The 25,725-nt window shown below is 73.8% G+C and carries 33 protein-coding genes; 15 read left to right on the forward strand and 18 right to left on the reverse strand.

All coding sequences use genetic code 11. The annotated features are described in order from the left end of the window. Nucleotides 1–10: 10 nt before the first annotated feature. The 8 genes from ACQEVU_RS19070 to ACQEVU_RS19105 are packed head-to-tail and all read right to left on the reverse strand — an operon-like array spanning nt 11 to nt 6,681. Nucleotides 11–658 (reverse strand): V-type ATP synthase subunit D, encoded by a 648-nt coding sequence (locus ACQEVU_RS19070; protein ID WP_433325286.1) that lies wholly within the window; start codon nt 656–658, stop codon nt 11–13. Then, nucleotides 655–2,040: a V-type ATP synthase subunit B gene (locus ACQEVU_RS19075; RefSeq protein ID WP_433325288.1), complete on the reverse strand. Its 1,386-nt coding sequence runs from the start codon at nt 2,038–2,040 to the stop codon at nt 655–657. The genes ACQEVU_RS19070 and ACQEVU_RS19075 overlap by 4 nt, the downstream gene beginning before the upstream one ends. Then, complete coding sequence (locus ACQEVU_RS19080; RefSeq protein WP_433325290.1) at nt 2,037–3,767, reverse strand: V-type ATP synthase subunit A; 1,731 nt, start codon at nt 3,765–3,767, stop codon at nt 2,037–2,039. Before ACQEVU_RS19080 ends, ACQEVU_RS19075 begins: the two co-directional genes overlap by 4 nt. Continuing rightward, nucleotides 3,764–4,258, reverse strand: a complete 495-nt coding sequence (locus ACQEVU_RS19085; protein WP_433325292.1) for a hypothetical protein — start codon at nt 4,256–4,258, stop codon at nt 3,764–3,766. Before ACQEVU_RS19085 ends, ACQEVU_RS19080 begins: the two co-directional genes overlap by 4 nt. 2 nt (nt 4,259–4,260) lie before the next feature. Next, nucleotides 4,261–4,503 carry a V-type ATP synthase subunit F gene (locus ACQEVU_RS19090; protein ID WP_433325294.1) on the reverse strand — a complete coding sequence of 81 codons (243 nt, stop codon included), beginning with the start codon at nt 4,501–4,503 and terminating at the stop codon, nt 4,261–4,263. A 2-nt stretch (nt 4,504–4,505) separates the two neighbouring features. Next, nucleotides 4,506–4,934: an ATP synthase subunit C gene (locus ACQEVU_RS19095; RefSeq protein WP_433325296.1), complete on the reverse strand. Its 429-nt coding sequence runs from the start codon at nt 4,932–4,934 to the stop codon at nt 4,506–4,508. After that, nucleotides 4,931–6,181 carry a V-type ATPase 116kDa subunit family protein gene (locus ACQEVU_RS19100; protein WP_433325298.1) on the reverse strand — a complete coding sequence of 417 codons (1,251 nt, stop codon included), beginning with the start codon at nt 6,179–6,181 and terminating at the stop codon, nt 4,931–4,933. Before ACQEVU_RS19100 ends, ACQEVU_RS19095 begins: the two co-directional genes overlap by 4 nt. A gap of 47 nt (nt 6,182–6,228) precedes the next feature. Beyond that, nucleotides 6,229–6,681: a hypothetical protein gene (locus tag ACQEVU_RS19105; protein WP_433325300.1), complete on the reverse strand. Its 453-nt coding sequence runs from the start codon at nt 6,679–6,681 to the stop codon at nt 6,229–6,231. A gap of 60 nt (nt 6,682–6,741) precedes the next feature. On the opposite strand from ACQEVU_RS19105, the gene ACQEVU_RS19110 reads away from it, so the two are divergent. The 12 genes from ACQEVU_RS19110 (at nt 6,742) to ACQEVU_RS19165 (ending at nt 17,813) form a co-directional block, all read left to right on the forward strand. Further along, entirely contained in the window at nt 6,742–7,683 is a 942-nt protein-coding gene (locus ACQEVU_RS19110) for a hypothetical protein (protein WP_433325302.1), read from the forward strand. A gap of 60 nt (nt 7,684–7,743) precedes the next feature. Beyond that, complete coding sequence (gene hypF, locus ACQEVU_RS19115) at nt 7,744–10,065, forward strand: carbamoyltransferase HypF (RefSeq protein WP_433325304.1); 2,322 nt, start codon at nt 7,744–7,746, stop codon at nt 10,063–10,065. A gap of 5 nt (nt 10,066–10,070) precedes the next feature. Continuing rightward, nucleotides 10,071–10,337, forward strand: a complete 267-nt coding sequence (locus ACQEVU_RS19120) for a HypC/HybG/HupF family hydrogenase formation chaperone (protein WP_433325306.1) — start codon at nt 10,071–10,073, stop codon at nt 10,335–10,337. Next, complete coding sequence (hypD, locus tag ACQEVU_RS19125; protein ID WP_433325308.1) at nt 10,334–11,446, forward strand: hydrogenase formation protein HypD; 1,113 nt, start codon at nt 10,334–10,336, stop codon at nt 11,444–11,446. The genes ACQEVU_RS19120 and hypD overlap by 4 nt, the downstream gene beginning before the upstream one ends. Then, complete coding sequence (hypE, locus tag ACQEVU_RS19130; protein WP_433325310.1) at nt 11,443–12,504, forward strand: hydrogenase expression/formation protein HypE; 1,062 nt, start codon at nt 11,443–11,445, stop codon at nt 12,502–12,504. Before hypD ends, hypE begins: the two co-directional genes overlap by 4 nt. 64 nt (nt 12,505–12,568) lie before the next feature. Continuing rightward, a complete protein-coding gene (locus tag ACQEVU_RS19135) occupies nt 12,569–13,672 on the forward strand; it encodes a 4Fe-4S dicluster domain-containing protein (RefSeq protein WP_433325312.1) in 1,104 nt (367 codons plus the stop codon). After that, nucleotides 13,669–14,130 (forward strand): cyclic nucleotide-binding domain-containing protein, encoded by a 462-nt coding sequence (locus tag ACQEVU_RS19140; protein WP_433325314.1) that lies wholly within the window; start codon nt 13,669–13,671, stop codon nt 14,128–14,130. Before ACQEVU_RS19135 ends, ACQEVU_RS19140 begins: the two co-directional genes overlap by 4 nt. Continuing rightward, complete coding sequence (locus tag ACQEVU_RS19145) at nt 14,127–14,939, forward strand: FAD/NAD(P)-binding protein (protein WP_433325316.1); 813 nt, start codon at nt 14,127–14,129, stop codon at nt 14,937–14,939. Before ACQEVU_RS19140 ends, ACQEVU_RS19145 begins: the two co-directional genes overlap by 4 nt. Then, entirely contained in the window at nt 14,939–15,721 is a 783-nt protein-coding gene (locus ACQEVU_RS19150; RefSeq protein ID WP_433325318.1) for an oxidoreductase, read from the forward strand. The genes ACQEVU_RS19145 and ACQEVU_RS19150 overlap by 1 nt, the downstream gene beginning before the upstream one ends. Next, nucleotides 15,718–17,019, forward strand: a complete 1,302-nt coding sequence (locus tag ACQEVU_RS19155) for a Ni/Fe hydrogenase subunit alpha (protein ID WP_433325320.1) — start codon at nt 15,718–15,720, stop codon at nt 17,017–17,019. Before ACQEVU_RS19150 ends, ACQEVU_RS19155 begins: the two co-directional genes overlap by 4 nt. After that, nucleotides 17,016–17,510, forward strand: a complete 495-nt coding sequence (locus tag ACQEVU_RS19160; protein WP_433325322.1) for a hydrogenase maturation protease — start codon at nt 17,016–17,018, stop codon at nt 17,508–17,510. Before ACQEVU_RS19155 ends, ACQEVU_RS19160 begins: the two co-directional genes overlap by 4 nt. Nucleotides 17,511–17,591: 81 nt before the next feature. Next, nucleotides 17,592–17,813: a hypothetical protein gene (locus tag ACQEVU_RS19165; RefSeq protein WP_433325324.1), complete on the forward strand. Its 222-nt coding sequence runs from the start codon at nt 17,592–17,594 to the stop codon at nt 17,811–17,813. Between the two features lie 106 nt (nt 17,814–17,919). On the opposite strand, the gene amaP is transcribed toward ACQEVU_RS19165, so the two are convergent. The 7 genes from amaP to ACQEVU_RS19200 are packed head-to-tail and all read right to left on the reverse strand — an operon-like array spanning nt 17,920 to nt 20,705. After that, nucleotides 17,920–18,495 (reverse strand): alkaline shock response membrane anchor protein AmaP, encoded by a 576-nt coding sequence (gene amaP / locus ACQEVU_RS19170; RefSeq protein WP_433325326.1) that lies wholly within the window; start codon nt 18,493–18,495, stop codon nt 17,920–17,922. After that, nucleotides 18,495–19,028 carry a DUF6286 domain-containing protein gene (locus tag ACQEVU_RS19175; RefSeq protein WP_433325328.1) on the reverse strand — a complete coding sequence of 178 codons (534 nt, stop codon included), beginning with the start codon at nt 19,026–19,028 and terminating at the stop codon, nt 18,495–18,497. The genes amaP and ACQEVU_RS19175 overlap by 1 nt, the downstream gene beginning before the upstream one ends. Nucleotides 19,029–19,051: 23 nt before the next feature. Then, on the reverse strand, nt 19,052–19,414 hold the full coding sequence (locus ACQEVU_RS19180; RefSeq protein WP_433325330.1) for an Asp23/Gls24 family envelope stress response protein: 363 nt from the start codon (nt 19,412–19,414) through the stop codon (nt 19,052–19,054). Next, the gene (locus tag ACQEVU_RS19185) at nt 19,411–19,590 is read right to left on the reverse strand and encodes a hypothetical protein (protein ID WP_433325332.1); all 180 of its coding nucleotides are present in this window, start codon (nt 19,588–19,590) and stop codon (nt 19,411–19,413) included. Before ACQEVU_RS19185 ends, ACQEVU_RS19180 begins: the two co-directional genes overlap by 4 nt. A gap of 34 nt (nt 19,591–19,624) precedes the next feature. Then, the gene (locus ACQEVU_RS19190) at nt 19,625–19,867 is read right to left on the reverse strand and encodes a hypothetical protein (RefSeq protein ID WP_433325334.1); all 243 of its coding nucleotides are present in this window, start codon (nt 19,865–19,867) and stop codon (nt 19,625–19,627) included. Further along, the gene (locus ACQEVU_RS19195; RefSeq protein ID WP_433325336.1) at nt 19,855–20,214 is read right to left on the reverse strand and encodes a hypothetical protein; all 360 of its coding nucleotides are present in this window, start codon (nt 20,212–20,214) and stop codon (nt 19,855–19,857) included. The genes ACQEVU_RS19190 and ACQEVU_RS19195 overlap by 13 nt, the downstream gene beginning before the upstream one ends. After that, nucleotides 20,211–20,705 (reverse strand): Asp23/Gls24 family envelope stress response protein, encoded by a 495-nt coding sequence (locus ACQEVU_RS19200; RefSeq protein WP_433325338.1) that lies wholly within the window; start codon nt 20,703–20,705, stop codon nt 20,211–20,213. The genes ACQEVU_RS19195 and ACQEVU_RS19200 overlap by 4 nt, the downstream gene beginning before the upstream one ends. 210 nt (nt 20,706–20,915) lie before the next feature. Here ACQEVU_RS19200 and ACQEVU_RS19205 point away from each other — a divergent pair, with 210 nt between their 5' ends. After that, nucleotides 20,916–21,428: an RNA polymerase sigma factor gene (locus ACQEVU_RS19205; RefSeq protein ID WP_433325340.1), complete on the forward strand. Its 513-nt coding sequence runs from the start codon at nt 20,916–20,918 to the stop codon at nt 21,426–21,428. Nucleotides 21,429–21,456: 28 nt separating this feature from the next. On the opposite strand, the gene ACQEVU_RS19210 is transcribed toward ACQEVU_RS19205, so the two are convergent. Together ACQEVU_RS19210 and ACQEVU_RS19215 are read right to left on the reverse strand one after the other, a co-directional pair. Beyond that, the gene (locus tag ACQEVU_RS19210; protein WP_433325342.1) at nt 21,457–21,684 is read right to left on the reverse strand and encodes a DivIVA domain-containing protein; all 228 of its coding nucleotides are present in this window, start codon (nt 21,682–21,684) and stop codon (nt 21,457–21,459) included. A 64-nt stretch (nt 21,685–21,748) separates the two neighbouring features. After that, nucleotides 21,749–23,650, reverse strand: a complete 1,902-nt coding sequence (locus tag ACQEVU_RS19215; RefSeq protein ID WP_433325344.1) for a HAMP domain-containing protein — start codon at nt 23,648–23,650, stop codon at nt 21,749–21,751. Nucleotides 23,651–24,050: 400 nt separating this feature from the next. On the opposite strand from ACQEVU_RS19215, the gene ACQEVU_RS19220 reads away from it, so the two are divergent. After that, nucleotides 24,051–24,872: a slipin family protein gene (locus ACQEVU_RS19220; protein ID WP_433325346.1), complete on the forward strand. Its 822-nt coding sequence runs from the start codon at nt 24,051–24,053 to the stop codon at nt 24,870–24,872. 53 nt (nt 24,873–24,925) lie between these two features. Here ACQEVU_RS19220 and ACQEVU_RS19225 read toward each other — a convergent pair whose 3' ends face one another. Beyond that, complete coding sequence (locus ACQEVU_RS19225) at nt 24,926–25,297, reverse strand: ArsR/SmtB family transcription factor (RefSeq protein ID WP_433325348.1); 372 nt, start codon at nt 25,295–25,297, stop codon at nt 24,926–24,928. A 178-nt stretch (nt 25,298–25,475) separates the two neighbouring features. On the opposite strand from ACQEVU_RS19225, the gene ACQEVU_RS19230 reads away from it, so the two are divergent. Beyond that, complete coding sequence (locus ACQEVU_RS19230; protein ID WP_433325350.1) at nt 25,476–25,721, forward strand: hypothetical protein; 246 nt, start codon at nt 25,476–25,478, stop codon at nt 25,719–25,721. The last annotated feature ends 4 nt before the right edge of the window (nt 25,722–25,725 follow it).

The following is a 25,725-nucleotide window of genomic DNA, read 5'->3' on the forward strand; positions in this document are numbered from 1 at the left end:
GCCGCAACGGTCATGGTGGTTCGCGGCCGGGCGCCGAATCTTCCGGCGACGCTGGGAGACGGCCGCTGCGGCGGCGGCTGAGGTCGGCCGCCTCCAGCTCCGCCAGCTGCAGCGTCCGGGCGGCGAGCGCGGCCTCCAGAGCCGGAATCCAGTGCCGGTCCAGCGCCCGCACTCGCCGCCGGGTGGCGGCCATTTCGGCCTCGACGGCGGCGAGGGCCGCGTCGGCGGCCGCGTGCCGGACCGCGGCGAGTGCCGCCCCGCGGTACGCCTCCTCGGCCTCGCAGAGCGCAGCTCCTCCCGGCGCCGGCAGCTGCGGGAGGCGCTGCGGCATCAGCACCGACGGCTCTCCTGGGCACCGGACGCCCATCACCGCGGTCCACGGCACGGCGACCTCGGCCGGTGGCACCTCGGCGGCCGCTTCGACCGCCTCCAGGCCGTCGAGCAGCGTCGCGCGCTCGAGCCGGCCGCGGGCCGTCGCGTCGGCCGCCGTCCAGTCCGTGACTGTCTGGGCACGGCGCCGTTTGAGGCGGTCGCGTTCGGCGGCGAGCAGGGTGAGCTTGCGCCGCAGGACGCTGCTGCCGTGCCGGGTGACCTCGAGCCGGTGCCGCAGCCACAGCAGGCCCGAACGGCCCACCGGCACATGGCGCAGGGCATTCATCCGCTCACCCCGGGGGCGTGGGCTGCCCGGATTGCCTCGGGCAGCATGACGAGCTCACGCTCCGGCAGGGTCCGCACCGCTTGCCAGGCCCGATCGAGCGTGTCGTCCAGGGACCGCGCTTCGTCCGGCCGCTGGTCGATCAGTCGCTGTTCGACGACGTCGGCGAAGCCGAGATACTGGCGGTCCACGTCGCCGAGGGCCGCCACGCCGATCAGGTCGGCCAGCTCGCGGGTCTGCCGGGCGCGCGACAAGGCGGCGAGCACCTGCGCCGCGAGCGGGAGATGGTCGTCCCGGGTACGGCCCGGGCCGGCCCCGTGGCGCATGAGCCGGGACAGCGACGACAGCGGGTCGGCCGGCGGATACACGCCCCGGCCGTGCAGCTCGGCCGACAGCACGATCTGCCCCTCGGTGATGTACCCCGTGAGGTCCGGTACGGGATGGGTGATGTCCCCGGCCGGCATGGTCAGCACCGGCAGGATCGTCACCGAGCCGGGCCGGTGCCGGATGCGGCCGCACCGCTCGTAGAGCGAGGCGAGGTCGGTGTAGAGGTACCCCGGATAGGCACGCCGGGCGGGCAGCTCGCCGCGGGCCGACGACACCTCCCGCAGCGCCTCCGCATAGCTGGTCATGTCGGTCATCACGACAAGCACGTCCCGGCCGCCGGTGAACGCGAGATCCTCGGCAACGGTCAGGGCCAGCCGCGGCGTGAGGATGCGCTCGATCACCGGATCGTCGGCCGTGTTCAACAGCAGCACCAGCTCACCGGCGGTGGCCCGTTCGTCCAGGGCGTCCCGGACGTACGCGGCGTCGGCGTGGGTGAGGCCCATGCCCGCGAAGACGACGCTGAACGGTGCGCCGCCGACATGGGACTGCGCGGCGATCTGGACGGCAAGCTCGAGGTGCGGCAGGCCCGCGACGCTGAACACCGGAAGCTTCTGGCCGCGCACCAGGGTGGTCAGCGCGTCGACGGCGGAGACGCCGGTGATGACCGGCTCGGCCGGTGGTTCGCGCCACGTCGGGTTGAGCGGCGCCCCGGCGACCGCTGCGGTGCGTGCACCGGTGACGGGTGGGCCGCCGTCGATCGGCGCACCGCGGCCGTTGCCGGTGCGCCCCAGCCAACGGTCGCCGACCGGGATGCGCATCGGTGCGCCGGCGAACGCGACGGTGCTGCCGCGGCGGCCGATGCCCGCGGTGCCCTCGAGCACCTGGACGACTGCCGTGTCGCGGTCGACCTCGAGTACGACGCCGTGCCGGCGGGCGCCGCCAGGCAGGCGGACGGTGACGACGTCGTCGTAGCCTGCGCCCGACACGCCGCCGACGACGATCAGGGGGCCGCGCAGCTCCCGGATGTCGCCGTACTCGACCACGGGCCATGCGGTCATGGCGTCCTCGCCGGGGCCGTCGCGTCGATCTGGGCCAGGACCGCGTCGCGCAGCCCGGCGACGCCGCCGGCGTCGCCGGGACCGAGTGTTTCCCGGGCACGGGCCAGCGGGCCGAAGTCGATCACCTCGATGGGGGCCGGCGCGGCGCCGGTGTCGACAAGCGCGTGGCAGCGGTCGCACACGGTGAGGACGGCGTCGAGAAGCGCCGCCGACTTCACCGTCGTGCAGTAGGCGTCGTTCGTGACGAGGGCGTTCTGTTGCAGTACGCAGTCGCGCAGAAGCCGCCCGGCGAGCAGCGTCATCCGCTCGTGCGCCGGCAGCCCGCTCGTGCCGACGAGGTCGGCGAGGGCGGCGATGCGGTCGGCGTCGGCGAGCACGTCCAGTGCCTGTGCCCGGCGGGTGGTCCAGCCCGGATCCCCGCGGCGGGCGTAGTCCGCACCGATCAGCCCGGTGTCGCGGGAGAACGATGCCGACCAGGACACCGCGGGGTAGTGGCGGGCGTAGGCGAGATCCCGGTCGAGCGTCCATCGGCAGCGTACGAACCGCTCGGTATTCGCGATGACCGGCTCGGTCATGTCGCCGCCGGGCGGAGACACCGCGCCGACGATCGTGATCGAGCCGGAGCCACCACCGAGCGTTTGCACGGCGCCGGCCCGCTCGTAGAAGGCGGCCAGCGCCGAGGCGAGGTCGGCAGGGTAGCCCTCCTCGGCCGGTGGTGTTCCGCTGCGGGACGCGAACTCGCGCAGCGCCTCCGCCCAGCGCGACGTGGAGTCGGCGATGACCACCGTGTCGTAGCCCATGTCGCGGTAGAACTCGGCGACGGTGACGCCGGTGTAGATGCTGGCCTCCCGGGCCATCATCGGCATGTTCGACGTGTTGGCGATCACGACGGTCCGGTCGAGCAGGCGGCCCCCGGCCCGTGGATCGTCCAGGGTGGACAGTTCGCCGACGACGTCGGCCATCTCATTGCCGCGCTCGCCGCATCCGACGTAGACGATGACATGGGCGTCGCACCACTTGGCGATCTGCTGCAGCAGCAGGGTCTTGCCGGTACCGAAGCCGCCCGGCACCGCCGCCGTGCCGCCTTTGGCGATCGGGAAGAACGCGTCGACCACCCGTTGCCCGGTGAGCAACGGCACGTCTGCGGCACGGCGGGCCAGGTACGGGCGCGGGGTGCGTACGGGCCACGACGAGGTCATCGTCACCGGCGTCGCCCCGACCGCGACGAGGACGTCGTCGGGTCCGTACTCGCCGGGTGCGGCGACCTGCCGGACTCTGCCGGAGACGTGCGGCGGGACGAGCACCCGGAACTCGATCGGGCTGCCGGTGGCGATGGTGCCGAGGATCCCGCCCGGTGCGGCCGTGTCGCCCGTCGCCACCCGCGGTGTGAAGCGCCGGGTCGCGCCGTGCGCCGGCGCGGCGGTGAGTGAGCCTGCGGTGAGCCAGACCGGGCCGCCGGCGAGGGGGCGCAGCAGGCCGTCGAACAGCCCGCCGAGCAGCCACGGCCCGAGCGGCGCCGCCAGTGGCCGGTCGAGCGGGACGGCGGCGTCTCCCGGGCGAAGGCCGCCGGTGTACTCGTACGCCTGCACGGTGACGGTCGGGCCCCGGACGGCGACCACCTCACCGGGGGAGCGGTCTGGGCCGAGTTCGAGGACGTCGTGCATGGCGGCGTCCGCGCCCTCCACCTGCACCAGCGGCCCGCTGACGCGCGTGACCCGTGCGGTCATCGCCACAGCTCCGGCACCGCTTCGGCCGACTCGACGGCATGCCGGGCGAGCGACGCGACGGAGCAGTCCACGTGCCGGTTGCCGAGGCGGGCCGTAAAACCACCACCCGTCGCCGGTTCGACCTCCGCGTCGGGGCCGAGGGCGGCGGCGGCCCGGGCGGCGAGCGCGGGCCCGAGCCGTCCGCCCTCGAGCGCCGCCCGCAGCGCCTCGCCCACGCGACGGCACAAGTCGTCATAGACGTCGCGCTGGGCCGCGAGCACGAGCGCGTGGGCGGCACGGCGGGTGCGCGCCTCCTCGGCCTTGGCGAGGCGTGCGGCGTCGGCGCGGCCGATGCTGCGCGCCTCCTCCAGGAGCCGTTCGGCCTCGGCGCCGGCGTCGGTCAGCAGGCGGGTGCAGGACCGTGCGGCCTCGGCGCGGACGGCGGCGGCGTCCGCCTGCGCGTGGTGCAGCAGCGCCGAACGGACCGGCTCGAGGCTTTCGCGGACCGGCATGCTCATACGGCACCGTCCGGATCCGGCAGTACCGCGAGCAGCCGGCCACCCGGCCCGCCGGCCGCCGCCACGGCCCGGGCCGCGGACGGGGTGATGATGACGATGCCGACCCGGGGGTCGAGCTCGCGCCACGCGGCCTGTGCCGCCCGTTCGTCCTCCGCGGTGACGACCGTGATTCCGGCCAGGCCGTAGCCGCGGACCAGGCGGGCCTCGCCGATCGCGGCGACGTGAGCCGTCGCGTCCATGCTCACGCCTTGCCGATCAGGATGATCGCGACGATGAGCCCGTAGATCGCGATGCCTTCCGCCAGGCCGACGACCACCATGGCGCGGCCGAACAGCTCGGGACGCTCGCTCAACGCCGCCAGCGCCGCGGCGCCGGTGTACGCCACGGCGATCGCCGCGCCGATCGACGAGCCGGCCACCGCGATGGCCGCGCCGAGCAGTGCGGCCCAGCTCGCGCCGCCCGTCCCGGCCTGGGCGACCGCCGTGGTGCCCGCACCGGCCCGAGCCGGGGTGAGCAGCAGCACGGCGGCCGAGACGGCGGCAGCGAACAGCACGACGTTCACCAGGACCAGCGCGCGGGTCACCAGTCGAGGCCGCCGGGCGGCGCAGCGCCGCACCGCCCAGGCGACCGCCAGCACACCCGGCACCGCGCCGAGCCAGACTGCATTCACCGTTGAACCTCCTTCGAAACCGGAACCCGGCGCCACGGCCGGAAGGGCCGGCCCGTTCCCTCGAACACCCGGGAGAACAGCTCGTAGTACTCCAGGCGCAGCGCCTGCACCCCGGCGACGACGGCCTCGAGGCCGAACGCGAGCGCGTTGCCGAGCGCGAAGACGGTCACCGCCGCGACCGTCCACGTCCCGCCCCGGTGCCACAGCCCGGTCGTGCCGGCCCACACGAGCGCGCCGAGGGCCGCGTGCGTCAGCCCGAACGCGGCCAGCCGGGCGAAGGACACCAGGTTCGCGCAGATACGGACGACGAGGTCGAAGAGCTGGACGACGGTCTGCGCCACGGCGGCACCCCCGCCCGCGGCGGCATACAGGCCGGCCGCGGCGGTCGCCAGTCCCGCGGCCGCGACGGCCGCCGCGACGGCGACGAGCGGGATGCTCGCGGCGAAGACTCCGGCGGCGAGCAGGCCCAGGCCGGCGAAGACGGCCGCGCCCGCGATGCCGGACGGCGCGTACAACGCCAGGCCGGCCGAGCCCTCCCGCCAGCGGTTCACGATGCCCGCCACGTAGGCAACGGCCAGGAACGCCCCGCCGAGCCCGACCGCGGCGACCAGCAGCCGCACCGGCTCGTCCAACGGCCGCAGCCACAGCGCGGGCAGCAGTCCGGTGGGCCCGAAAAACTCGCCGTAGAGCACCCCGAACACGGTGCTGGTCAGGCCCGCGCCGGCGACGAACGGCCACGCGTCGCGAAGGCGGGGGTACCGCCGGGGCGGGCGCCAGGCCAGCACCGCGGCCACCAGCACCAGGACGAGCCCGTGACCGGCATCGCCGAACATCATCCCGAACATCACCACGTACGCCATTCCGGCCGGCAGCGTCGGGTCGACGTCGGCGTAGGGCACCGCGCCGTACGTCTCGACGATCGGTGCGAACGACCTGCTCACCCGCCCGGCCCTGGTGAGCAGCGTCGGTGGTTCGACTCCGGGCGGCGGGCGCAGCGCGGCGAGCGCACCACCGAGCGGCGCCAGCCGGTCGGACAACGCCCCCCGGGCCGGCTCGGGACACCAGCCGAGGTACGCGGCCGCTCCGTGGCGGCGCAGTGCCTCGGACCGCATCCGGTCGAAGTCCACCGCGTCCGTATCACCGGCGCCCGGGTCGACCAGCTCCAGTTCGACCACGCCGGCGGCGCCGACCTCCGCCAGGACCGCGTCGAGCGCGTCCTCGGGCGCGACCAGGGCGACGCGCGTCATGCGCACCGGCCTCAGCCGTCCGCGCCACGACGAAGGCTCGGACGCGGTCATGGTGCGCCCGCATCCCGGCCGGTGCCGTACACCTCGTCCAGCGCCGCCGAGACGATCGACGGCACGGCGACGTCGAGGCGGGCCCGGGCGCGGGCACGCAGCGCCTCGGCCGAGTGCTGCGCGTCGGCCATGACGGTCTGCGCGGCCCGGGCGGTGTCGGCACGTGCCGCGGCGAACGCCTCGGCGCGAGCCCGCTGCGCCCGGGCGTGCGCGGCCGTGACGATCCGCTGCGCCGCGAGGCCGGCCCGGCGCCGTCGCTGCGCGGCCGCCACCTCCGCCGCCGCCCGGACCGCGGCGGCCTCCGCGTCGGCGGCGGCGAGCACCGAGAAGACCGGCCGCAGTTCCTCCTCGGCCCGGGCCGCCCGGTCGGCGGGCACGGCGGCCTGGCCGGCGGAGCCCGGGGGACCGGCCGGCCGGAACCGTTGCAGGAGTTGCCGCAGCGTCGTCACGGCCGGTACCTACCCCCGCCGAGCGGCCGGCAACGGCTCGCCGCGGCGCATCCTGGGGGTATGCGATCCGGTGCGGCACACGTCGCCGGCGCCGTGCGGGCACGCGCCCTCGCCCGGCGTGGTGTGGGTCCCTCCGCGGCGCGGAGGCTGGCCGGGAGTCCGGGGCTCGATGCGGCGATCGGCATGCTGGCGTCGGGTCCGTACCACCGCGAGGTGCGGCCGGGCCAGGACGCGCCGGCGGTGCAGGAGGCGGTGGCCCGCACGTTGCTGTGGCACCTTCGCATCCTCGCGGGATGGCTGCCGCGCGAGGGCGTCGAGCAGTTGCGGGCGATCGCCGGCTGGTTCGAGATCCGCAACGTGGAGCGGGTGTTGCGCCACGGACGGGGCCACGACGGCCTTGCGCCGTTCAGGCTGGGGTCGTTGGCGGTCGTCCGGCCGCCGCTGTCCGCCACGTTCACAGTGGACCAGGTGCGCGCGGCGCTGGCGTCATCCGCATGGGGTGACCCCGGGGCCGCGACGGCCCGCGCGATCGGGCAGGGCATGCGGGCGGCGTGGGCGGTGCGCGCCGCGGCGGTGCCTGCGGCCGAGCCGTGGGCGGCGGGCGGCCTCGCGCTGATGGTGGCCCGGGAGCAGTGGCTCATCGGCCGGCCGCTCGACGAAGCGGCCCGCGCCCGCGCCGCCGGTCTGCTCGGCCGGCGCGCGCTCGGCGCCGCGTCGTTCGCCGGCTTCGTCGCGGCACTTCCGGCCGCGGCCGCGTGGGCACTCGACGACGCCCCGGGGCCCGAGGAGCTCTGGCGGGCGGAGGCGGGCTGGTGGGCACGGGTGGGCCGGGACGCGCACGCACTGCTGCGCGCACCGGGTTTCGACGGCCGTCCCGCCATCGGCGCGGCCGCCGCGCTCGCCGTCGACGCCTGGCGGGTCAGGGCGGCCGTGGCCGCCGCGGCGGACGGTGCCGGCACCGGGCCGTACGACGCGGTGATCGACGCCGGCCGCCGCGAGTGACGGGTGAGAAGCCCCGGACTTCCGTGTCCGGATGCGTGTACAGGGACGAGACTTGAACTTGTGCAGACGGTCGCAACGCGGGTGGCGCGCCGTATCGAAATCCATGGGACGGTGCAGGGCGTCGGCTTCCGGCCGTTCCTCTACCGGCTGGCCCGCGGGCTGGGCCTGGACGGCTGTGTCCGCAATGACGGCGGCGTCGTGGTGGTCGAGGCCGCCGGCCCGGCCGAGGCGTTGCACGCGCTCGTCGCCCGGCTGCGCACCGAGGCACCCGTCCAGGCCCGCGTCGCGGACGTGCAGGTGAGCGAGCTGCACGGTTGCGCACCGATGCCCGGCGCCGGGTTCCGGGTCGGCCGGTCGATCCGCCCGCACCCGGCGGGCGCCGCGGCCGGCCGGATACCGCCCGACCTCGGCACCTGCGACCGATGCCGGGCGGAGCTGTTCGATCCCGGCGACCGGCGGTACCGCTATCCGTTCGTCAACTGCACCGACTGCGGTCCCCGGGCGACGATCGTCGACGCGCTGCCGTACGACCGGGCACGCACGAGCATGCGGGACTTCCAGATGTGCGCGGGCTGCGCGGGGGAGTACGCCGATCCGGCCGACCGGCGCTTCCACGCCGAACCGATCGCCTGCCCGGCATGCGGCCCGCGACTGGCATGGCACGGCGCGGACCACGCCGTCGCCCAGGGCGACGACGCGCTCGCCGCGGCGGAGCACCTCATCGGCCGCGGCGGTGTCGTCGCGCTCAAGGGACTCGGCGGCTACCAGCTTGTCTGCGACGCGACCGACGGGGCCGCCGTCGTCCGGCTGCGCGAGCGCAAGCACCGCCCGGCAAAACCCTTCGCCGTCATGGTGGACAGCGTGGCGACGGCGCGGCGGCTGGCCCGTGTCGGCGCGGCGGAGGCGGCGCTGCTGACCTCGCCCGCACGCCCGGTCGTGCTGGTGGCGCCACGAGCGGACGGCCCCCTGGCGGACGCCGTGGCGCCGGGCGTCCCGCGGCTGGGGCTGTTCCTGCCCACCACGCCGCTGCACCATCTGCTGCTCGCCGATGTGGCCCGCCCGCTGGTGGTCACCAGCGGCAACGTCTCGGACGAGCCGATCGTGGTCGACGACGCCGAGGCGCGGCGGCGGCTGGCCGGGATCGCCGACGGCTTCCTCGGCCACGACCGGCCGATCCGATCCCGGTACGACGACTCGGTGACCCGCGTCGTCGCCGGCCGGCCGTCGCTGGTGCGGCGCGCCCGCGGCTACGCACCCGAGCCGATCGCCCTGCCGGTGCCCGCGCGGCCGCCACTGCTCGCCGTCGGCGCTCAGCTCAAGCACACCTTCACGCTCGCCGCCGGCGGCACCGCGTTCGTCGGCCCGCACACCGGCGACCTGGAACAGCAGGCCACGATGGAGGCGTTCACGGCGAACCTTGCGCAGCTGTCCCGCGTCGTGGGCGTCACGCCGGGCGTCGTCGCGCACGACCTGCACCCGGGGTACCTCTCGACGCAGTACGCGGCGGCGCTGCCGGTCGGGCGGCGGATCGCGGTACAGCATCATCATGCGCATGTCGCGTCATGCGCGGCGGAGCACGGGGTGACCGGCCGGTTCGTCGGCGTGGCGTACGACGGGCTGGGGCTCGGCGACGACGGCACCCTGTGGGGTGGCGAAGTGTTCGTCGCCGACCTCGTCTCGTACCGGCGGGTGGCACGGTTCGCCCGGGCGCCGCTGCCCGGCGGGGAAGCCGCGGTGCGGCGCCCGGCCCGCATGGCGCTCGGCTACCTGTTCGGCTCCGAACTGCCCGACGAGCGCGTCCCGCGCGCCGCCGGCCAGTTCCTGCGCCGGTTGCCGGATCGCGAGGTCGCCACCGTGCGCCGGATGGTCGCGCGGCGCGTCAACTGCCCGGTCGCGTCGAGCGCGGGGCGGCTCTTCGACGCGGTCGCCGCGCTGCTCGGCGTCCGCGACGAGGCGACCTACGAAGGGGAGGCGGCGGTTGCGCTGGAGGCGCTCGCGGCCGGCTGCCCGGCCGCGCCCGAACTGCCGTGGCGGCTGACGAGACGGGACGACCTGGTGGTGTACGACCCGGCGCCGACCCTGCTGGCACTGCTGGACGCGGCGCATGACGGCGCCGGCGCGGGGCCGCTCGCCGCCGGGTTCCACGCCACGATCGCCGCCGTGACCGTCGCCCTGTGCACCGACGTCGCCGCGCGGTACGGCCTGCGGACCGTCTGCCTGTCCGGCGGGGTCATGCAGAACCAGCTCCTGGTGGAGGCCGTCATCGGGGGACTGTCGGAGGCGGGACTGGAGCCACTGGTCAACGAGCTGGTGCCCGGCAACGACGGCGGGATCAGCTACGGCCAGGCGGCGGTTGCCGCCGCCCGGATGCGGAGGGGGTGAGCCGGATGTGCCTGGGCATCCCGGGCCGGATCGTGTCGGCCGACGACGCGAGCGGCCTGCGCATGGGCACGGTCGACTTCGGCGGCGTGGAGCGTGAGGTCTGCCTGGCCTACGCCCCTGAGGCGCGGGCGGGCGACTACGTGATCGTGCACGTCGGCTTCGCCATCAGCGTGGTGGACGAGACCGAGGCGCGGCGGACGCTGCAGATCCTGGAGGCGATGGGCGGCGTCCTGGAGCGGGAGCTCGCCGACGGATCGGGGGTGGCGCCGTGAGGTACGTCGAGGAGTACCGGGACCCGGCCCTCGCCCGGCGCCTGTTCGCCGAGATCGACGCGGCGGTCACGCGGCCGTGGACGCTGATGGAGGTGTGTGGCGGCCAGACCCACACCATCGTGCGGCAGGGTATCGACGAACTCCTGCCGAGGGGGGTGCGGATGATCCACGGGCCGGGGTGCCCGGTCTGCGTGACGCCGCTGGAGCTCATCGACAAGGCCCTGGAGATCGCCGGGCGCGAGGAGGTCGTCTTCACGTCGTACGGCGACATGCTGCGCGTGCCGGGCAGCCGGACTGATCTGCTGTCGCTGCGCGCCCGCGGTGCCGACGTCCGCGTGGTCTACTCGCCGCTCGACGCGGTCCGTGTCGCCGCCGACCGCCCGGACCGCGAGGTCGTGTTCTTCGCCGTGGGCTTCGAGACGACCGCCCCGGCCAACGCCATGGCCGTGCTGCGGGCCCACCAGCTCGGGCTGCCCAACTTCAGCATGCTGGTCAGCCATGTGCTGGTGCCGCCCGCGATGACCGCGATCCTCGACGCGCCGGACTGCGAGGTGCAGGCGTTCCTCGCCGCCGGGCACGTCTGCGCGATCATGGGGTGGACGCAGTACGAGCCGATCGCCGCCCACTACCGGGTGCCGATCGTGGTGACCGGGTTCGAGCCGCTCGACCTCCTCGAAGGCATCCTGATGGCGGTCCGGCAGCTCGAGGACGGTCGCGCGGCGGTGGAGAACCAGTACGCCCGCGCGGTGCGCCGCTCGGGCAACACCGACGCGCAGGATGCCATCCGCCGGGTGTTCCGCATCGGCGACCGCGCCTGGCGCGGCATCGGCACCATCCCCGGCAGCGGCCTGATGCTCGCCGACGAGTTCGCCGGGTACGACGCCGAGCTGCGCTTCGCCGTGGCCGGCCTGACCGCCCGGGAGCACCCCGCCTGCATCGCCGGCGACATCCTCAGGGGCACGCGTGTGCCGACCGACTGCGCCGCATACGGGACCCTCTGCACCCCGCGCACGCCGCTCGGCGCGCCAATGGTGTCGGCCGAGGGAACGTGTGCCGCCTTCTACAACGCGGGGCGTGTGCGCCCGGCGGCCACCGCGGGACAGCGATGAGCGCTGCCGACCCGTCGCGCGGCGCGTGCCCGGTGCCGCTCGCCGAGACCGAGAAGGTGCTGCTCGGCCACGGCAGCGGCGGCCAGCTGTCCGCGGAGCTGCTGCGCGACGTCGTGGTACCGGCACTTGGCGCCGCTGCCGCCGAGACCGTGCCGGAGGACGCCGCCGTGGTGGATGTCGACGGCCTGGACCTCGTCGTGAGCACCGACGCGTTCGTGGTCAGCCCGCTGTTCTTCCCCGGCGGCGACATCGGCGTGCTGGCGGTGCACGGCACCGTCAACGACGTGGCGATGATGGGTGCGGCGCCGCTGGCGCTCGCGGTGGCGTACGTCATCGAGGAGGGATTCCCGGTCGCCGATCTGCGGCGGGTCACCGCCTCGGTCGGCGCCGCCGCGACGGCCGCCGGGGTGCCGGTCGTGACCGGCGACACGAAGGTGGTCGGGCGCGGTGCGGCCGACGGCCTGTTCGTGACCACGACCGGGCTCGGCCGCCGGCTGCCCGGCGCCCGGGTGTCGGCCGCGTTCGCCCGTCCCGGTGACGTCGTGCTGCTGTCCGGGCCGATCGGGGCGCACGGCACGACCATCCTCAGCACGCGCGAGTCGCTCGGCTTCGAGGCTGAGATCGCCTCCGACACCCGCCCGCTGCACCGGCTCGTCGCGGCGATGGTGGCCGGGGCCGGGCGGGCGATCCACGTCATGCGCGACCCGACCCGGGGCGGGGTGGCCTCTGCCCTGAACGAGATTGCCGCCGCGGCGGGGGTGGGCATCGAGATCGACGAGGCGGCGGTTGCGGTACCGGCGCCGGTGGCGTCGGCATGTGAGCTGCTCGGCCTGGATCCGCTGCACGTGGCCAACGAGGGCTGCCTGGTGGCGCTGGTGGCGCCCGAGTCCGCCGAGGCCCTGCTGGCCACGATGCGGGCTACGCCGGAGGGGCGGGACGCGGTCCGGCTCGGGTCGGTGGTGGGGGCGCACCCCGGGCGGGTGGTCATGCGCACCCTCATGGGTGGCCGCCGGATCGTCGACATGCTCGTCGGCGAGCAGCTGCCCCGGATCTGCTGACATCGGGGTGGAACGGCCGTGAAGGGGTAGTGATGCTCACACGCCCAGTTGTGGGAGGCGCGCGATGGCTCCGGTGGTGTTGTCCCGGCTCGACGACCTCTTCACCGCCCTGCGGCAGGACGGCCGCACCGTCATCGGCCCGACCGTGCGCGGGCACGCGATCGTGCTCACCGAGATCGGCGGTGCGGCCGATCTGCCGTACGGCCGGCGGACCGAGGTCGAGGCCGGCGTCTACCGGCTGCTGCCCGGCGACGAGCGGCTCGCGTTCACGCACACCTCCGGGCCGCAGTCGTGGAAACAGGTGCTCCATCCGCCCCGGCAGCGGCTGTGGTCGGCCGACAGGTCCGCGGAAGGCTTCACGGTCGCCGACGAGCCCGCGCCGCCGCGGCGGCTCGCGCTGTTCGGCGTCCGCCCGTGCGACCTGCGCGCGATCGGCGTGCTCGACCACGTCCTGGGCGACGGCGAACGCTACGCCGCCCGCCGCGCCGAGGTGCTCCTCGTCGTGGTCAACTGCACCGAGCCGGGCGGCGCATGCTTCTGCGTGTCGGCGGGCGGCGGACCCGGCGCCGACACCGGCTACGACATCGTGCTGACGGAACGCCCCGACGGGACGTACCTGGCAAGCGGCGGGACGCCCGCCGGCGAAGCGATCCTCGCCCGTGTTCCGGCCACGCCGGCATCCGCCGACGACGTCGGGTCCGCGGAGCGGGCGGTGGAGTCCGCCGCGACGCGGATGGGCCGGACCCTGCCCGAGACCGACCTGCGCACGCTGCTGGCCGGTCACCGGGCGGACCCGCAGTGGGACGACGTGGCGTCGCGCTGCCTGACCTGCGGCAACTGCACGATGGTCTGCCCGACCTGCTTCTGTACCTCGGTCACCGACACGACGGACCTGACCGGCGACCACGCCGAGCGCTGGGAGTCCTGGGAGTCCTGCTTCGACCTGGAGTTCACCTCGCTGCACGGCGGGCCGGTGCGCGAGTCGAACGCCGGTCGCTACCGCCACTGGCTCACGCACAAGTTCGGCACCTGGCACGACCAGTTCGGCGAGTCGGGATGCGTCGGCTGCGGCCGCTGCATCGCCTGGTGCCCGGTCGGCATCGACGTCACCGCCGAACTGCACGCCCTCAACGCACACCCGCCCACGCCGGCCGAGGACACGCCATGATGACCACGTACGACATGCTCCTCACGCACCCGTTCCTCGCCGGGCTGCCGGCAGGCGACGTCGAGCTCCTCTCGCGCTGGGCGTCCCCCGCGCCGTTCAGCGCGGGCATGCGCATCTTCGAGGAGAACGACCGGGCCGACCGGTTCTGGCTCATTCGCGACGGCTGCGTCCACCTCGACATCCGGGTGCCCGGCCGCGGCGACGCCGTCATCGAGACGATCGGCGCCGGCACGGTCCTCGGCTGGTCCTGGATGTTTCCGCCGTACCGCTGGCACTTCGGCGCGGTCGCGGTCGACCCGGTGCGCAGCATCGCGATCGACGGCGCCGCCGTCCGCGCGCTGTGCGACGCCGACACCGGCTTCGGCTACGAGCTGACCAAGCGGTTCATGGCCGTCGTCGTGGAGCGCATGCAGGCCACCAGAATCCGGCTGCTCGACCTGTACAAGGCACCCGCATGAGCACGATGACCGCCGCCCGGTACCGGGTGACCGACCGCCGGCGCGAGACCGGCGACACGGTCACCCTCGCGCTCGAACCGGTCGACGAGGCGCTGCCGGTGTTCCGCCCCGGCCAGTTCGCCATGCTGTACGCCTTCGGGGTGGGCGAGGTGCCGATCTCCGTCTCCGGCTACAGCCCAGCCGGCCCGCTGCACACGATCCGGGCGGTCGGGGCCACCAGCGGCGCCCTGTGCCGTGCCGAGCCGGGCACGATGCTCGGCGTGCGCGGACCGTTCGGCCGCGGCTGGGACCTGCCCGCGCGCGCCGGTGCCGACCTGGTCGTCGTCGCCGGTGGGCTCGGGCTGGCCCCACTGCGACCGGTCGTCCTGCACGCGATGGCCCATCGGGACCGCTACCGGCGGGTGGCCGTGCTCATCGGCGCCCGGACCCCGGACGACCTGTTGTACCCCGGCGAGTACCAGGACTGGCGGGCCGGCGGGCTCGAGGTGTACACGACGGTGGACCGCGCCACGGCCGACTGGAGCGGTCACGTGGGCGTGGTGACCGCGCTGTACGACCGTCTCGGCCACCGGACGGCCGGCACGGTCGCCTGCGTGTGCGGGCCGGAGACCATGATGCGGTTCGCCGCGCGGGGCCTGGTTGGTCTGGGCGTGCCGGCCGGTCAGGTGTGGCTGTCGCTGGAGCGCAACATGCAGTGCGGGCTCGGCCACTGCGGGCACTGCCAGCTCGGTCCGCTGCTCGTCTGCCGGGACGGCCCGGTGGTCGGCTATGACCGGGCCGGCCCGCTGATGACGGTCAAGGAGCTGTGATGACTGCGACGGCACGGCCGAAACTCGCGGTGTGGAAGTTCGCATCGTGCGACGGCTGCCAGCTCACCCTGCTCGACTGCGAGGACGAGCTGCTGCCGCTGAGCGAGCACGTCGACATCGCTCACTTCCTGGAGGCGTCCAGCGCGGTGGTGGAGGGCCCGTACGACGTCTCCCTTGTCGAGGGATCCGTCACCACCCACGACGATGTCGAGCGGATCCGCCGCATCCGGGAGCAGTCGGGGATGCTGATCACCATCGGCGCGTGCGCCAACGCCGGCGGCGTCCAGGCGTTGCGCAACTTCGCCGACGTCCAGGAGTTCCGCTCGGTCGTCTACGCCAGACCGGAGTACGTGGCGACCCTGGCCGAGTCGACGCCGATCTCGGCGCACGTGCGGGTGGACCTGGAGCTGCCGGGATGCCCGATCGACCGGCGCCAGCTCATCGGGGTGCTGACCGCCCTGCTGGCCGGGCGCCGTCCGGGCCTGCCCGTGCACAGCGTCTGCCAGGAGTGCAAGCTGCGCGGGACGGCCTGCGTGACAGTGGCGCAGGGCATCCCGTGTCTGGGGCCGGTCACCCGCGCCGGCTGTGGCGCGCTCTGCCCCGCGTACGGGCGCGGCTGCTACGGCTGCTTCGGCCCGATGGCGAAACCCAACACCGCCGCCATGGTCGCCTCGCTGCGCAGCCACGGCATGTCCCCGTCCGACGTGGCCCGCGTCTTCCGGACCTTCCACACCGCCAAGCCGGAGTTCCGGGCCGCCGCCGAGCAGGGAGAGCAGGGATGAGCCACCGCAACGACCGTTCGCTGCGCGTCGGCGCGCTCGCCCGGGTCGAGGGCGAAGGCGCGATGCACGTGCGGGTCGACGGGTCGGCGGTGACCGGCGTGCGGCTGCAGATCTACGAGCCACCCCGGTTCTTCGAGGCGTTCCTGCGCGGACGCGGCCACCTCGAACCACCCGACATCACGGCCCGCATCTGCGGCATCTGCCCGGTGGCGTACCAGATGAGCGCCTGCCTGGCGATCGAGGACGCGTGCGGGGTGCGGGTCAGCGAGCCGGTCGCCGAGCTGCGCCGGCTGCTGTACTGCGGCGAATGGGTCGCAAGCCACGCACTGCATGTGTATCTGCTGCACGCGCCCGACTTCCTCGGCTACCCCGGTGTCGTCGAGATGGCGCGGGACCACCGCGACGCCGTCGAACGCGGCCTGGCCCTCAAGAAGGCCGGCAACGCCATCCTCGAACTCGTCGGCGGCCGCGCCATCCACCCGATCAACGTCCGCGTCGGCGGCTTCTACCACGGCCCGTCACCGGACGAGCTGCGGGCGCTCGCCCGTGAGACCCTGCGACCGGCCCTCGATCACGCCCTCGCCACCGTCGACTGGGTCGCCGGCTTCCCGTTCCCGGACTTCACCGTCGAGCACGAGCTGCTCGCGCTGACCGACCCGGACCGGTACCCGATCGACCGCGGAGCGCCACGAACCACGGCCGGCCGGTCGTTCCCGGTGCGCGACTTCGAACACCACATCGTCGAGACACAGGCGGCGCACTCGACGGCCCTGCACGCGGGGCTCGCCGGCGCGGGAAAGTACCTCACCGGCCCCCTCGCCCGGTACGCGCTCAACCACGGCGCGCTGTCGCCGCGCGCCCGCCAAGCCGCCGAAGCGGGCGGCCTCGGGGAGCGCTGCGACAACCCGTTCCGCAGCATCGTCGTGCGCGCCGTGGAAATGGTCTACGCCCTCGACGAGGCGCTGCGCATCATCGAGGCATACGAGCCGCCGCGACCGCCTCACGTGGAGGTACCGGCGCGCGCCGGCATCGGATACGGGGCCACCGAGGCACCCCGCGGGGCCCTGTTCCACCGCTACGAGCTCGACGCCGACGGGACGATCCGCAGCGCCCGGATCGTGCCGCCCACGGCACAGAACCAGCCGAGCATCGAGGACGACCTGCGCCGCTATGTGCAGGACCGGCTCGATCTCGACGACGAACGACTCACCGCCCAATGCGAGCAGGCGATCCGCAACTACGACCCGTGCATTTCCTGCGCCACCCACTTCCTCGACCTCACCGTGGAACGCGAATGAACCTGCCGGTCGTCGTGATCGGTGTCGGCAACCCGTTCCGCCGCGACGACGGCGCCGGCCCGGCGGTCATCGAGCGGCTCGGGCGCGCCGACCTGACCGGGGTCGACCTCGCCGAGAGCGACGGCGAACCCGCTGCGCTCATCACACTGTGGGAGCAGCGCCGGCTCGCCGTCGTCGTCGACGCGCTGCACACGCACCGCGCCCCGGCCGGGTATGTCCACCGCCGGCTCATGTCCCACCGTCCGCTCGGACCGGGAGGCAGCGCCGGCTCCCACGCCATGGACCTCGGTGACGCCGTCGCCCTCGCCCGGGAGCTCGACCGGCTTCCCGACCGCATGCTGCTGCTCGGCATCGAGGTGGCGGACACCGGCTACGGCATCGGCCTGACCCCCGCTGTGGCGAGCGCCGTCGATCGCGTGGTCGAGCACATCGTCGCCGCCGTCCGCGACATTGCGGCCGGAGGTCGCACCGTCCGGGGACCATCGGCCTGAACCCGTGGGCCGAACTCGAGAAGGCTTGAAGTGGGCCCGGGAATCGAAGGATCGGGCAGAGCAGGGACGGAGGCGAGTGCGATGACCGCGACGACGATCGAGGCGGCGACAGTGCGGAACGCAGGTCCGGCACAAGCGGACACGTGGCCGCCGACGACAGACACCGGCGATGTGGCATTGCGACTGTGCCGTGCGGAGCGGCGTGTCGAGGCGCTGGCGCTCGCGGTCCGGCTGCTGTGCGGCGAGGGCGCGACACCCGCCCGGCGGCAGGCCGAGGAGCTGCTCGACGAGCTCAGGCTGTAGACCTCGGCCCGAGGCGGGAACCCAAACGGGCGCCGGGCGTTCTGCCCAGCGCCCCATCGCCGCGGCTCGCTCAGCGTGGTGTGGTGCCGGCCGCCGGCTGGCGCCGTCAGGCGACCCGTGGGCCGCCGCGCCGGGCGGTGGTGAGGTCCAGCTGGATGGGCAGATGGGGCGCGTCGAGGGCGTGCCGGGCGTGGGCGAGGGCGTGCTGCTCGATGTTGTGGCGCAGGCCGGCCAGGTCGGCGTCGCGGTCAGCGTGGACGGTGACGGCCAGCCGCGGTGCGCCCGGGTCTCCTTCCACGCGGGTGCGGGCGGAGCGCACGCCGTGGCACTGCTCGATCTCTCCGGAAACGGCGTCGCGCAGCGCGGCGGAGATGAGGGTGGTGCGGCCGGCGCCGGGCTCGCCGGCCACGCGGATGCCGGCGAGCCGCCCGGTGGAGAACAGCACGGCGTGCAGCCAGCGCAGTGCCAGGAGCGCGACGACGACCGCGATCACCGCCGCGACCGGCCACAGCCAGTTGCGTTGCGCGATGGCGAAGCGGACGACGGTGTTGTCGACGAGGGTTCGGTGCGCCGCGGAGCCGCCGAACACTCCCGCCCCGAGCAGGAGCCCGGTGCAGCCCAGACCCAGCAGGACCAGTCCGACGACGGCCAGCGCGACGCGGTTGGCGCGGTCGGCATGCATCAGTGCGCCTTGGCGGAGATTCGCACGGTCAGCTTCGGCGGCCGGCGCAGTTGCAGAGCGTCGAGGCGGGTTCGCGCGGCCTGGGTGACGCTGTCGCGCGAGGCCGCCGTTGCCGGCTCGCGGGCGATGGCCTTCGCGCGGACGCGGAGGTGTCGGCGCCGGACGGTGACGGCGGCGTCGTCGATGCCGCCGACGCCGGTGACCGCGTCCCGGACCGTCTGCCCGACGCCGCGGCGCGTGTACGCGGCGTCGGTGGCAGGGTTGTCGCTGGCGGTGGCGAACCTGGCGGGCCGGCGTGGTCTGAGCTCCAGGCCCAGCAGGACCAGCCCGACCACGGCGAGCAGCCCGCAGATGAGCCGGACCTCGCCGCCGGCCCACGTCACGTGACCGGCCCATCGGTACGCGGCGGGCCAATCGACGGCGACGGGCCGATGGCCCGTCATCACGGCGACGACGTCGACCACGACCACGACCGCGCCCGCGACGAGCGCGAGGCTGACGATCAGGGCGAGCAGCCGGTTGACCAGTCTCACAGCGCGCCTCCTGCCGGTGGCCGCTAGTGCACCCGGGGCGACGGGGTTCCGGTGGCCAGGTCGGTCACGACGATGCGGACCTCGGCGACCGTCAGGCCGGTCAACGATGTCAACCGTTCCCGCACGTGACGGCGAACCGCGGCGGTGACTTGCGGCACCGACGCCGGCCAGCGCACGCCGATCTCCAAGTCTATGACGGCGACATCGCCCTCGACGCGGGCCGATGCCTTGGGCGTGGTCCGGCCGAGGGCGCGCCCAGCGGCGGCTGCGGCGTCGGGTAGGTCCAGCACCGCATGCGAGGCGAGCTTCGCCACCACCCTCTCGGCAATGGCGATCGACCCCGGCGGTTCCTCGACCGCACGGGCCTGCGTGCCGGCCGGCATCATTTGCCGCTCCGGGTGATGCGGTAGCTGCGCAGGTCCACGTCGCCGGCGACCACCTTGGCGACGCCGTAGCCGAGCGCGGTGAACACCGCGACGATCAGCATCTGGCCGAGGCTGCCGAAGGCCACCGCGAATCCCAGTGCCATGCCGATCGCGGTGCCGAAGGCGATACGGTTCATTGCTCTCACGTCCCTGCGGAAGGCGGCGGGCCGGCTAGCGGACCCGCGCCGGTCGGCGGTGTCGTCGTATCAGGATCCGGAGCAGCCGGGCCAGCAACGATGGGTGACGCACGACCGTCACCCGGACCCGCCGGGCGGCCTCCGGGGTCGCCGGCTCGTCGAACGCCGCCAAGCCGGCGATGAAAGCGGCCGCGTCGCCGCCGCGGTCGGGATGGCAGGCCCGGATGAACGCCCGTCGCCGTGCCCGCCGCTGCAGTTCGTCGTTCAGTGCTTGCACGCCACCGCCTCCGGGTCCGCCGGCCCGGCGGGCGCCGGCGGTGGGTCGGTCAGGTCGGCGATGACCACGTCGACGCGCCGGTCCGGCGCGAGGGCCCGCAGCGCATGACGAATCTGCGCGGCGACCTCGCCGACGGGCACGCCCCACCGGGCGCGGATCGCGATCTGCACCGAGTGCGGGCCGACGCGCACACCGTCGACCTGCTGCCCGGGCAGATAGGTCGCCGGGCCACCGCGGGGGCCGGCGTGCAGGCCGGCCACGGCGGGGCAGGCGGTCACCGCAGCGGCCACCGCCACCACGTCGACGCCGTTCACCACGGCGGACGGGGCAGCCGGAGCGGTCGTCATGACACCCGCGACTCGCCGCGCCCCTCGTCGGTCTCGGGCAGGTGCACGTCGTCGACGTTGATGTTGACCTCGACGACTTCCAGGCCGGTCATCCGCTCGATGGACTGCTTGACGTTGCGCTGGATGCCACGGCCGAGATCGGCGATGCCGACCCCGTATTCGACGACGATGTCGAGGTCGACCGCAGCCTGCGTCTCCCCGACCTCGACGCCGACGCCCTGGGCGACGTTGGGCCCGCTACTGCCCGGGATTCGCTCGCGCAGCGCCCCGAACGTGCGGGTGCCGCCGGTGCCCATGGCGTGCACGCCGCTGACTTCCCGGCAGGCGATGCCGGCGATCTTCTGCACCACGCCTTCGGCGACGCTGATCTTGCCTTCCTCGGTGGCGAGCCGGTTCTGCGTGATCGGGCCTTTGACCTCTGTGCCGGGGCGGGGTGCCGGCTTGGTCTCGGCGGTCGCGCCGGTCCGTGGCGCGGTCTGGGTCTGGGTCATGGGACGAGTGCTCCTTCGCGATCGAGGGCCACGGGGACACTCGGCCTCGCGGCCATCATCAGTTGGACACGCGCGACGGCGAAACCTCGCGCACCGGCCGCAGGATTTCTTTGCCCGCCCGTGGGCACCTCAGCGGACATGGGCCCCGGCTCCCGCACCGTCAGGCGGCCGGCCCGTACCGCCGCTGACCCTGTCGACGACACGCTGTTGGTGCGGCGTGCGCGGGACGGCTGCCTGGACGCCTACCGCGCGCTCGTCGAACGCCACGCCACGCGCGCCTACCGGGTCGCCCTCGCCATGCTGGAAAGGCCCGAGGATGCCGAGGACGTCACCCAGGAGGCACTGCTGGCCGCGTGGCTGGCGCTGCCCACCTTCCGGGGCGACGCCAGCTTCGCCACCTGGCTGCACCGCATCGTCACCACCCGGGCGCTGAACAGGAGCACCCGCGCCGCCCGGACCCGGCCGCTGGACGCGGTGCCCGAACCGGCCGATCCGGCACGTGGCCCCGCGGAGCAGGCCGAACAGCACCAGGCCGCCGTCGCGGTCGCCGAGGCCGTCGCCGAGCTGCCCGCCGCCCAGCGCGTGGCGCTGGTCCTGTACCAGTTCGAGGGCCTCAGTTACGACGACATCGCCGAGGTCACCCACAGCACCGTCCCGGCGGTCCGCAGCCACCTGTACCGCGCCCGGCGCACGCTCGCCACCAGGCTGCACGACTGGAGGTGAGCGCGTGCTGCTGCCGGAGCGGCAAATGTCAGGCCCGGTCGTCGGGGCGGCCTTTGGCGATCCGGCGCAGGTAGTGGTCGACCTCCCGGCGGTTGTACCCGCGGAGGGTCACCGGGAAGGTGACCGCCTGGGCGTCGGCCTGAGCCTTCGCCCGTCGGGCCGGATCGTTGGACGCGATAGCGTCATTGGCCGTCTGGACGAACTTGTCTACCTCGGCCCGTTTGTAGCCATGGAACTCGGTCGTGAACTGCGTCATACCTGCGAGTGTGCGCCTCCCCGAGCCGAGTCGCACTGATGCCCGGGGCGTGCGGGCCTTGGGGTCAGGCGGCAGGCAACTGCAGGGGCAGTTCCGACTGCAGGGTGGTGCCTTGGCCGGGCGGGCTGTCGATGGTGATGGTTCCGCCGAGCGCATGGACTCGGTCGGTCAGCGCGAGGAGGCCGGTGCCGCGGGCCGGGTCGGCGCCGCCGATGCCGTCGTCTCGCACGCGCAGGTGCAGCCGTCCATGGTCGACTGCCGCCTCGATGCGGACATACGAGGCGTGGGCGTGTCTGGCGGCGTTGGCCAGCGTCTCCGCGGCGATGTGGTAGGCCGCCACCTCGACCGGTTCGGGGAGGCGGCAGTCGACCCGGACGTCGAACTCGACCGGGAGGGGGGAGCGGCGGGCGAGCCCTTTGAGGGCGGGTCGCAGGCCGAGGTCGGACAGCAGGGTCGGGTAGAGGTCGCGGGAGATCTCCCGCAGGTCGTCCAGGACCTCGTTGAGCTGGTGCGTCACGGTGGACATGCGTTGACGCACGTGTGGCATGTCAGGCGGGATGTCCGAGGTGGTGCCGCCTGCCTCGATGGCGCATGCGATGAGCTGCTGGATGCGGTCGTGCAGGTTGCGTTCGATCTGCCGCCGGGCGTGGTCGGCGGCGGTGACCAGGCGCACCCGGGAGGTGGCCTGGTCGACGCGGGCCTGGGCGTTGATGATGGCGGCGGCGATCAGGTCGGTGCAGTCGGCGAGCCGTGCTTCGGCGTCCGGGGCTAAGGGCTGCTGGCCGGTCACGGTGGCGTTCACGACTCCCCAGAGGCGCCCCTCGACGAAGATCGGGGCGCCGACCGCGCCGCGGACATGCTGCCGGCGCAGGTGGGCGGCGATCGGCCCGGGGGCGTCGGCGTAGTTGTCCATCCGGGCTGGGCGGCCGGTGTGCAGGACCGTTGCTGTGACGCTGCGGCCGTCCAGGGCCAGCCGCGTGCCGACGGGCAGGTTGATGTCGGTGGCCTGCCAGGCGCCGATCACCGTTGCGGTGCCGTCGGCCTCGTATCGCATGATGTGCGCCCCGTCGCTGCCGATGAGTGCACCGAGCTCGCTGGCGATGGCGTCCACGACCTCGGCAGGTGCGGCGCCACGCGCGACGTGGGTCGCGACGCGCCGGACCGCGGTCTGCGTCCTGGCGTCGTGGACGAGGTCCTGGACGCTGCGGCGCACCGAGTCGCTCATCGTGTTGAGCGAGCGGCTCAGTTCGCCGACCTCGCCCACGCCGGTCTCGGGGACGCGGGTGTCGAGTTCGCCGCGGGCGAGCTGGCCGGCCATGGCGGAAGCCCGGCGAACGGGCCGGACGACGACCCGGGCCAGGTATCCCACGGCGATGCCGCCGACGAGCACCGAGCCGGCCAGACCTGCGGCGCCTGCCGTGACCGCCCGGCCGGTGGCGGCGTGGGCGAGTCGGCTGCGTTCGCTCGCCAGGTGCCGCTCGCTCGCGGCGAGGCGGTCAAGTTCGGCACGCAGGTCCGCGACTCTGCGCTCGTCTTCCTGTACCGTCGCCGCACTGTGTGCGGCGGGGTCGCCGCGTTGCGCCGCCTGCAGCACCGGCGCCGCATAGTCCTGAATGTAGGACTGGCTGTCCCGCGTGATCCGCCGAGCCTCCTGGGCCTGCTGCGGTGTGCTGGCCAGCCGCTCCAGCCGGGCACATGCCTGCCAGACGGCGACCCGCTCGTGCGCCCAAGCCTCGAGCAGTCTCATGTCCCTGGTGGCGATGAAGCCGCGCTCGGTCCGGTCGAGGTCGAGGAGGTGCTGCTCGATCTCCTTCTCGGCAACCAGCATCTCCACGGACTGTGCCGACAGACGGTCCGTTTCACGGTGCTGAAGAATTGCGCCGAGCAGCGCGCTGAATGCAGCGCCGAACACGAGCATGAATACGGCGACGCTCGCGACGATGCGGGGAAGCAGACCACCGAACATGGCAACCTCCGATCCGGATCCGCGACCCCGGGTCACCGCCACCCGCCCGGCGATCATTCCCTGCATGAGCGAACGGGCCGCAGCCGCCGGTCGGTGCACTCAACGCAGCGGAGAATGGCCTCCGACACCGTGTGGAGAGGACGAATCCGCCGTCACAGGCACTCCGCAGAGTGTGTTCGCGGTTGCGTGCAGCGCGGCGCCTATTGCACCGCTTTGTACGCGACCATGCTCCGCGGGGCAGGTCGATGGCGGCTAATGCGGAATGACGCCGGCACCATCGGCCATCCATGCCCGGGCCGGCAGCCGCGAAACACGGATGCGATGGCAGCCGGCGCCACGGGTGATGCGGCCGTCACGCCGCGTTAAGCTGGGCGGAGATGCAAGGATGGCGCGAACTGCCATGGTTTTGGTGCTGATCGTCGTGTTGATGGTGGCGGTGGCCGGGTTGTTGGCCAGCGCTCGGATCATTCGACAGTACGAACGCGGTCTGGTCTTCCGGTTCGGGCGCCTGCGGGAGGAAACCCGCGGGCCGGGCCTGACGATGATCGTCCCGATTCTGGACCGGCTGCAGAAGGTGAACCTGCAGATCGTCACCATGCCGGTACCGGCACAGGACGGCATCACCCGCGACAACGTGACCGTCAAGGTCGACGCGGTGGTGTACTTCCGGGTCATCGACTCGATCCGGGCCGTCGTCAACGTGCAGGATTACATGTTCGCGGTCCTCCAGGTGGCGCAGACGTCGCTGCGTTCGATCATCGGCAAGAGCGACCTCGACGAGCTGCTGACCAACCGGGAGCGGCTCAACCAGGGTCTCGAGGTCATGATCGACAGTCCGGCGATCGATTGGGGCGTCCACATCGACCGCGTGGAGATCAAGGACGTCTCGCTGCCGGAGTCGATGAAACGGTCGATGTCCCGGCAGGCTGAGGCGGAGCGGGAGCGGCGCGCCAGAATCATCACCGCGGACGGTGAGCTGCAGGCGTCGCGAAAGCTCGCCGACGCCGCGGACACGATGGCGCGGACACCGACGGCGCTGCAGCTGCGGTTGCTGGAGACGGTGGTCGAGGTGGCAGCCGAGAAGAACTCGACGGTAGTGCTGCCGTTCCCCGTCGAGCTGCTGCGGTTCCTGGAGCGGTCGGCGTCGACGCCGGCCACCGTCGAGCCGCCGCAGACCGAGTACGCCACCACGGGGCTGTCCCGGGTGCACACCGCCCGGTAGCCCACCGCAGCACGTGCGCGGTGCTGCGGTGGCTGACGCCTCGCCGGGCCGGCTCAGCGGGCCCGCTTCGCCCCCCGCTTGCGGGGCGGCGTCAACAGGTCGGCTATCGCGGCGATCGCCGACGGCACCAGGCGGTAGTACGCCCACACGCCGCGCTTCTCGCGCTCGAGCAGGCCGGCCTCGGTGAGGATCCGAAGGTGATGACTCACGGTCGGCTGGGAGAGGCCGAGCGGCGCGGTGAGATCACTCACGGACGCTTCGCCGTCCGGAGCGGACTGAATCAGGCTGAGCAGTCGCAGCCGGGCCGGGTCGGCGATGGCCTTCAGGACTCCCGCGAGCCGTTCGGCATCGGCGCGCTCGATCGGCTCGCCGGCCAGTGGCGAGGTAGCAGGCATGGCAGTTTTCGCAGTTCCCACGCCTTCCATCGTTCCACCAACGCCGTCGATATGCCGGTGGAACCGGGGAGCAGCACGCCTGCCGGACCGGTTCCCCCGGGGTCTCATCCACGGTGCGCGCTGAACCGACGGTCCGTGGGCACGGTTGCGCACGTGCCGACGGGCCAACTGCCGCAATGCAGAAATCCCTGATGCTGGAGGAGCGCAGATGTCCACGATGAGTGCGGTGCGAGCACACCACCGCGGAGGGCCGGAGCAGCTGGTGTACGAGCAGGCGCCGCGTCCTGCGCCGGCCGCGGGTGAGGTGCTCGTGGCCGTACGCGCCACCTGGACCGACAGCCTCGCCCCGCCAGTGGATCACGTCGTCTCGCTGCCCGACACGCCCGCCGCCTACGAGGCGCTGCAGACCGAGCACAAACGCGGCAAGATCCTCATCCACGTCGCGGAACCCTGAGATC

The sequence above is a fragment of the Dactylosporangium sp. CA-139066 genome, assembly GCF_050936175.1.
In the GTDB taxonomy this organism is placed as follows: Bacteria; Actinomycetota; Actinomycetes; order Mycobacteriales; family Micromonosporaceae; genus Dactylosporangium.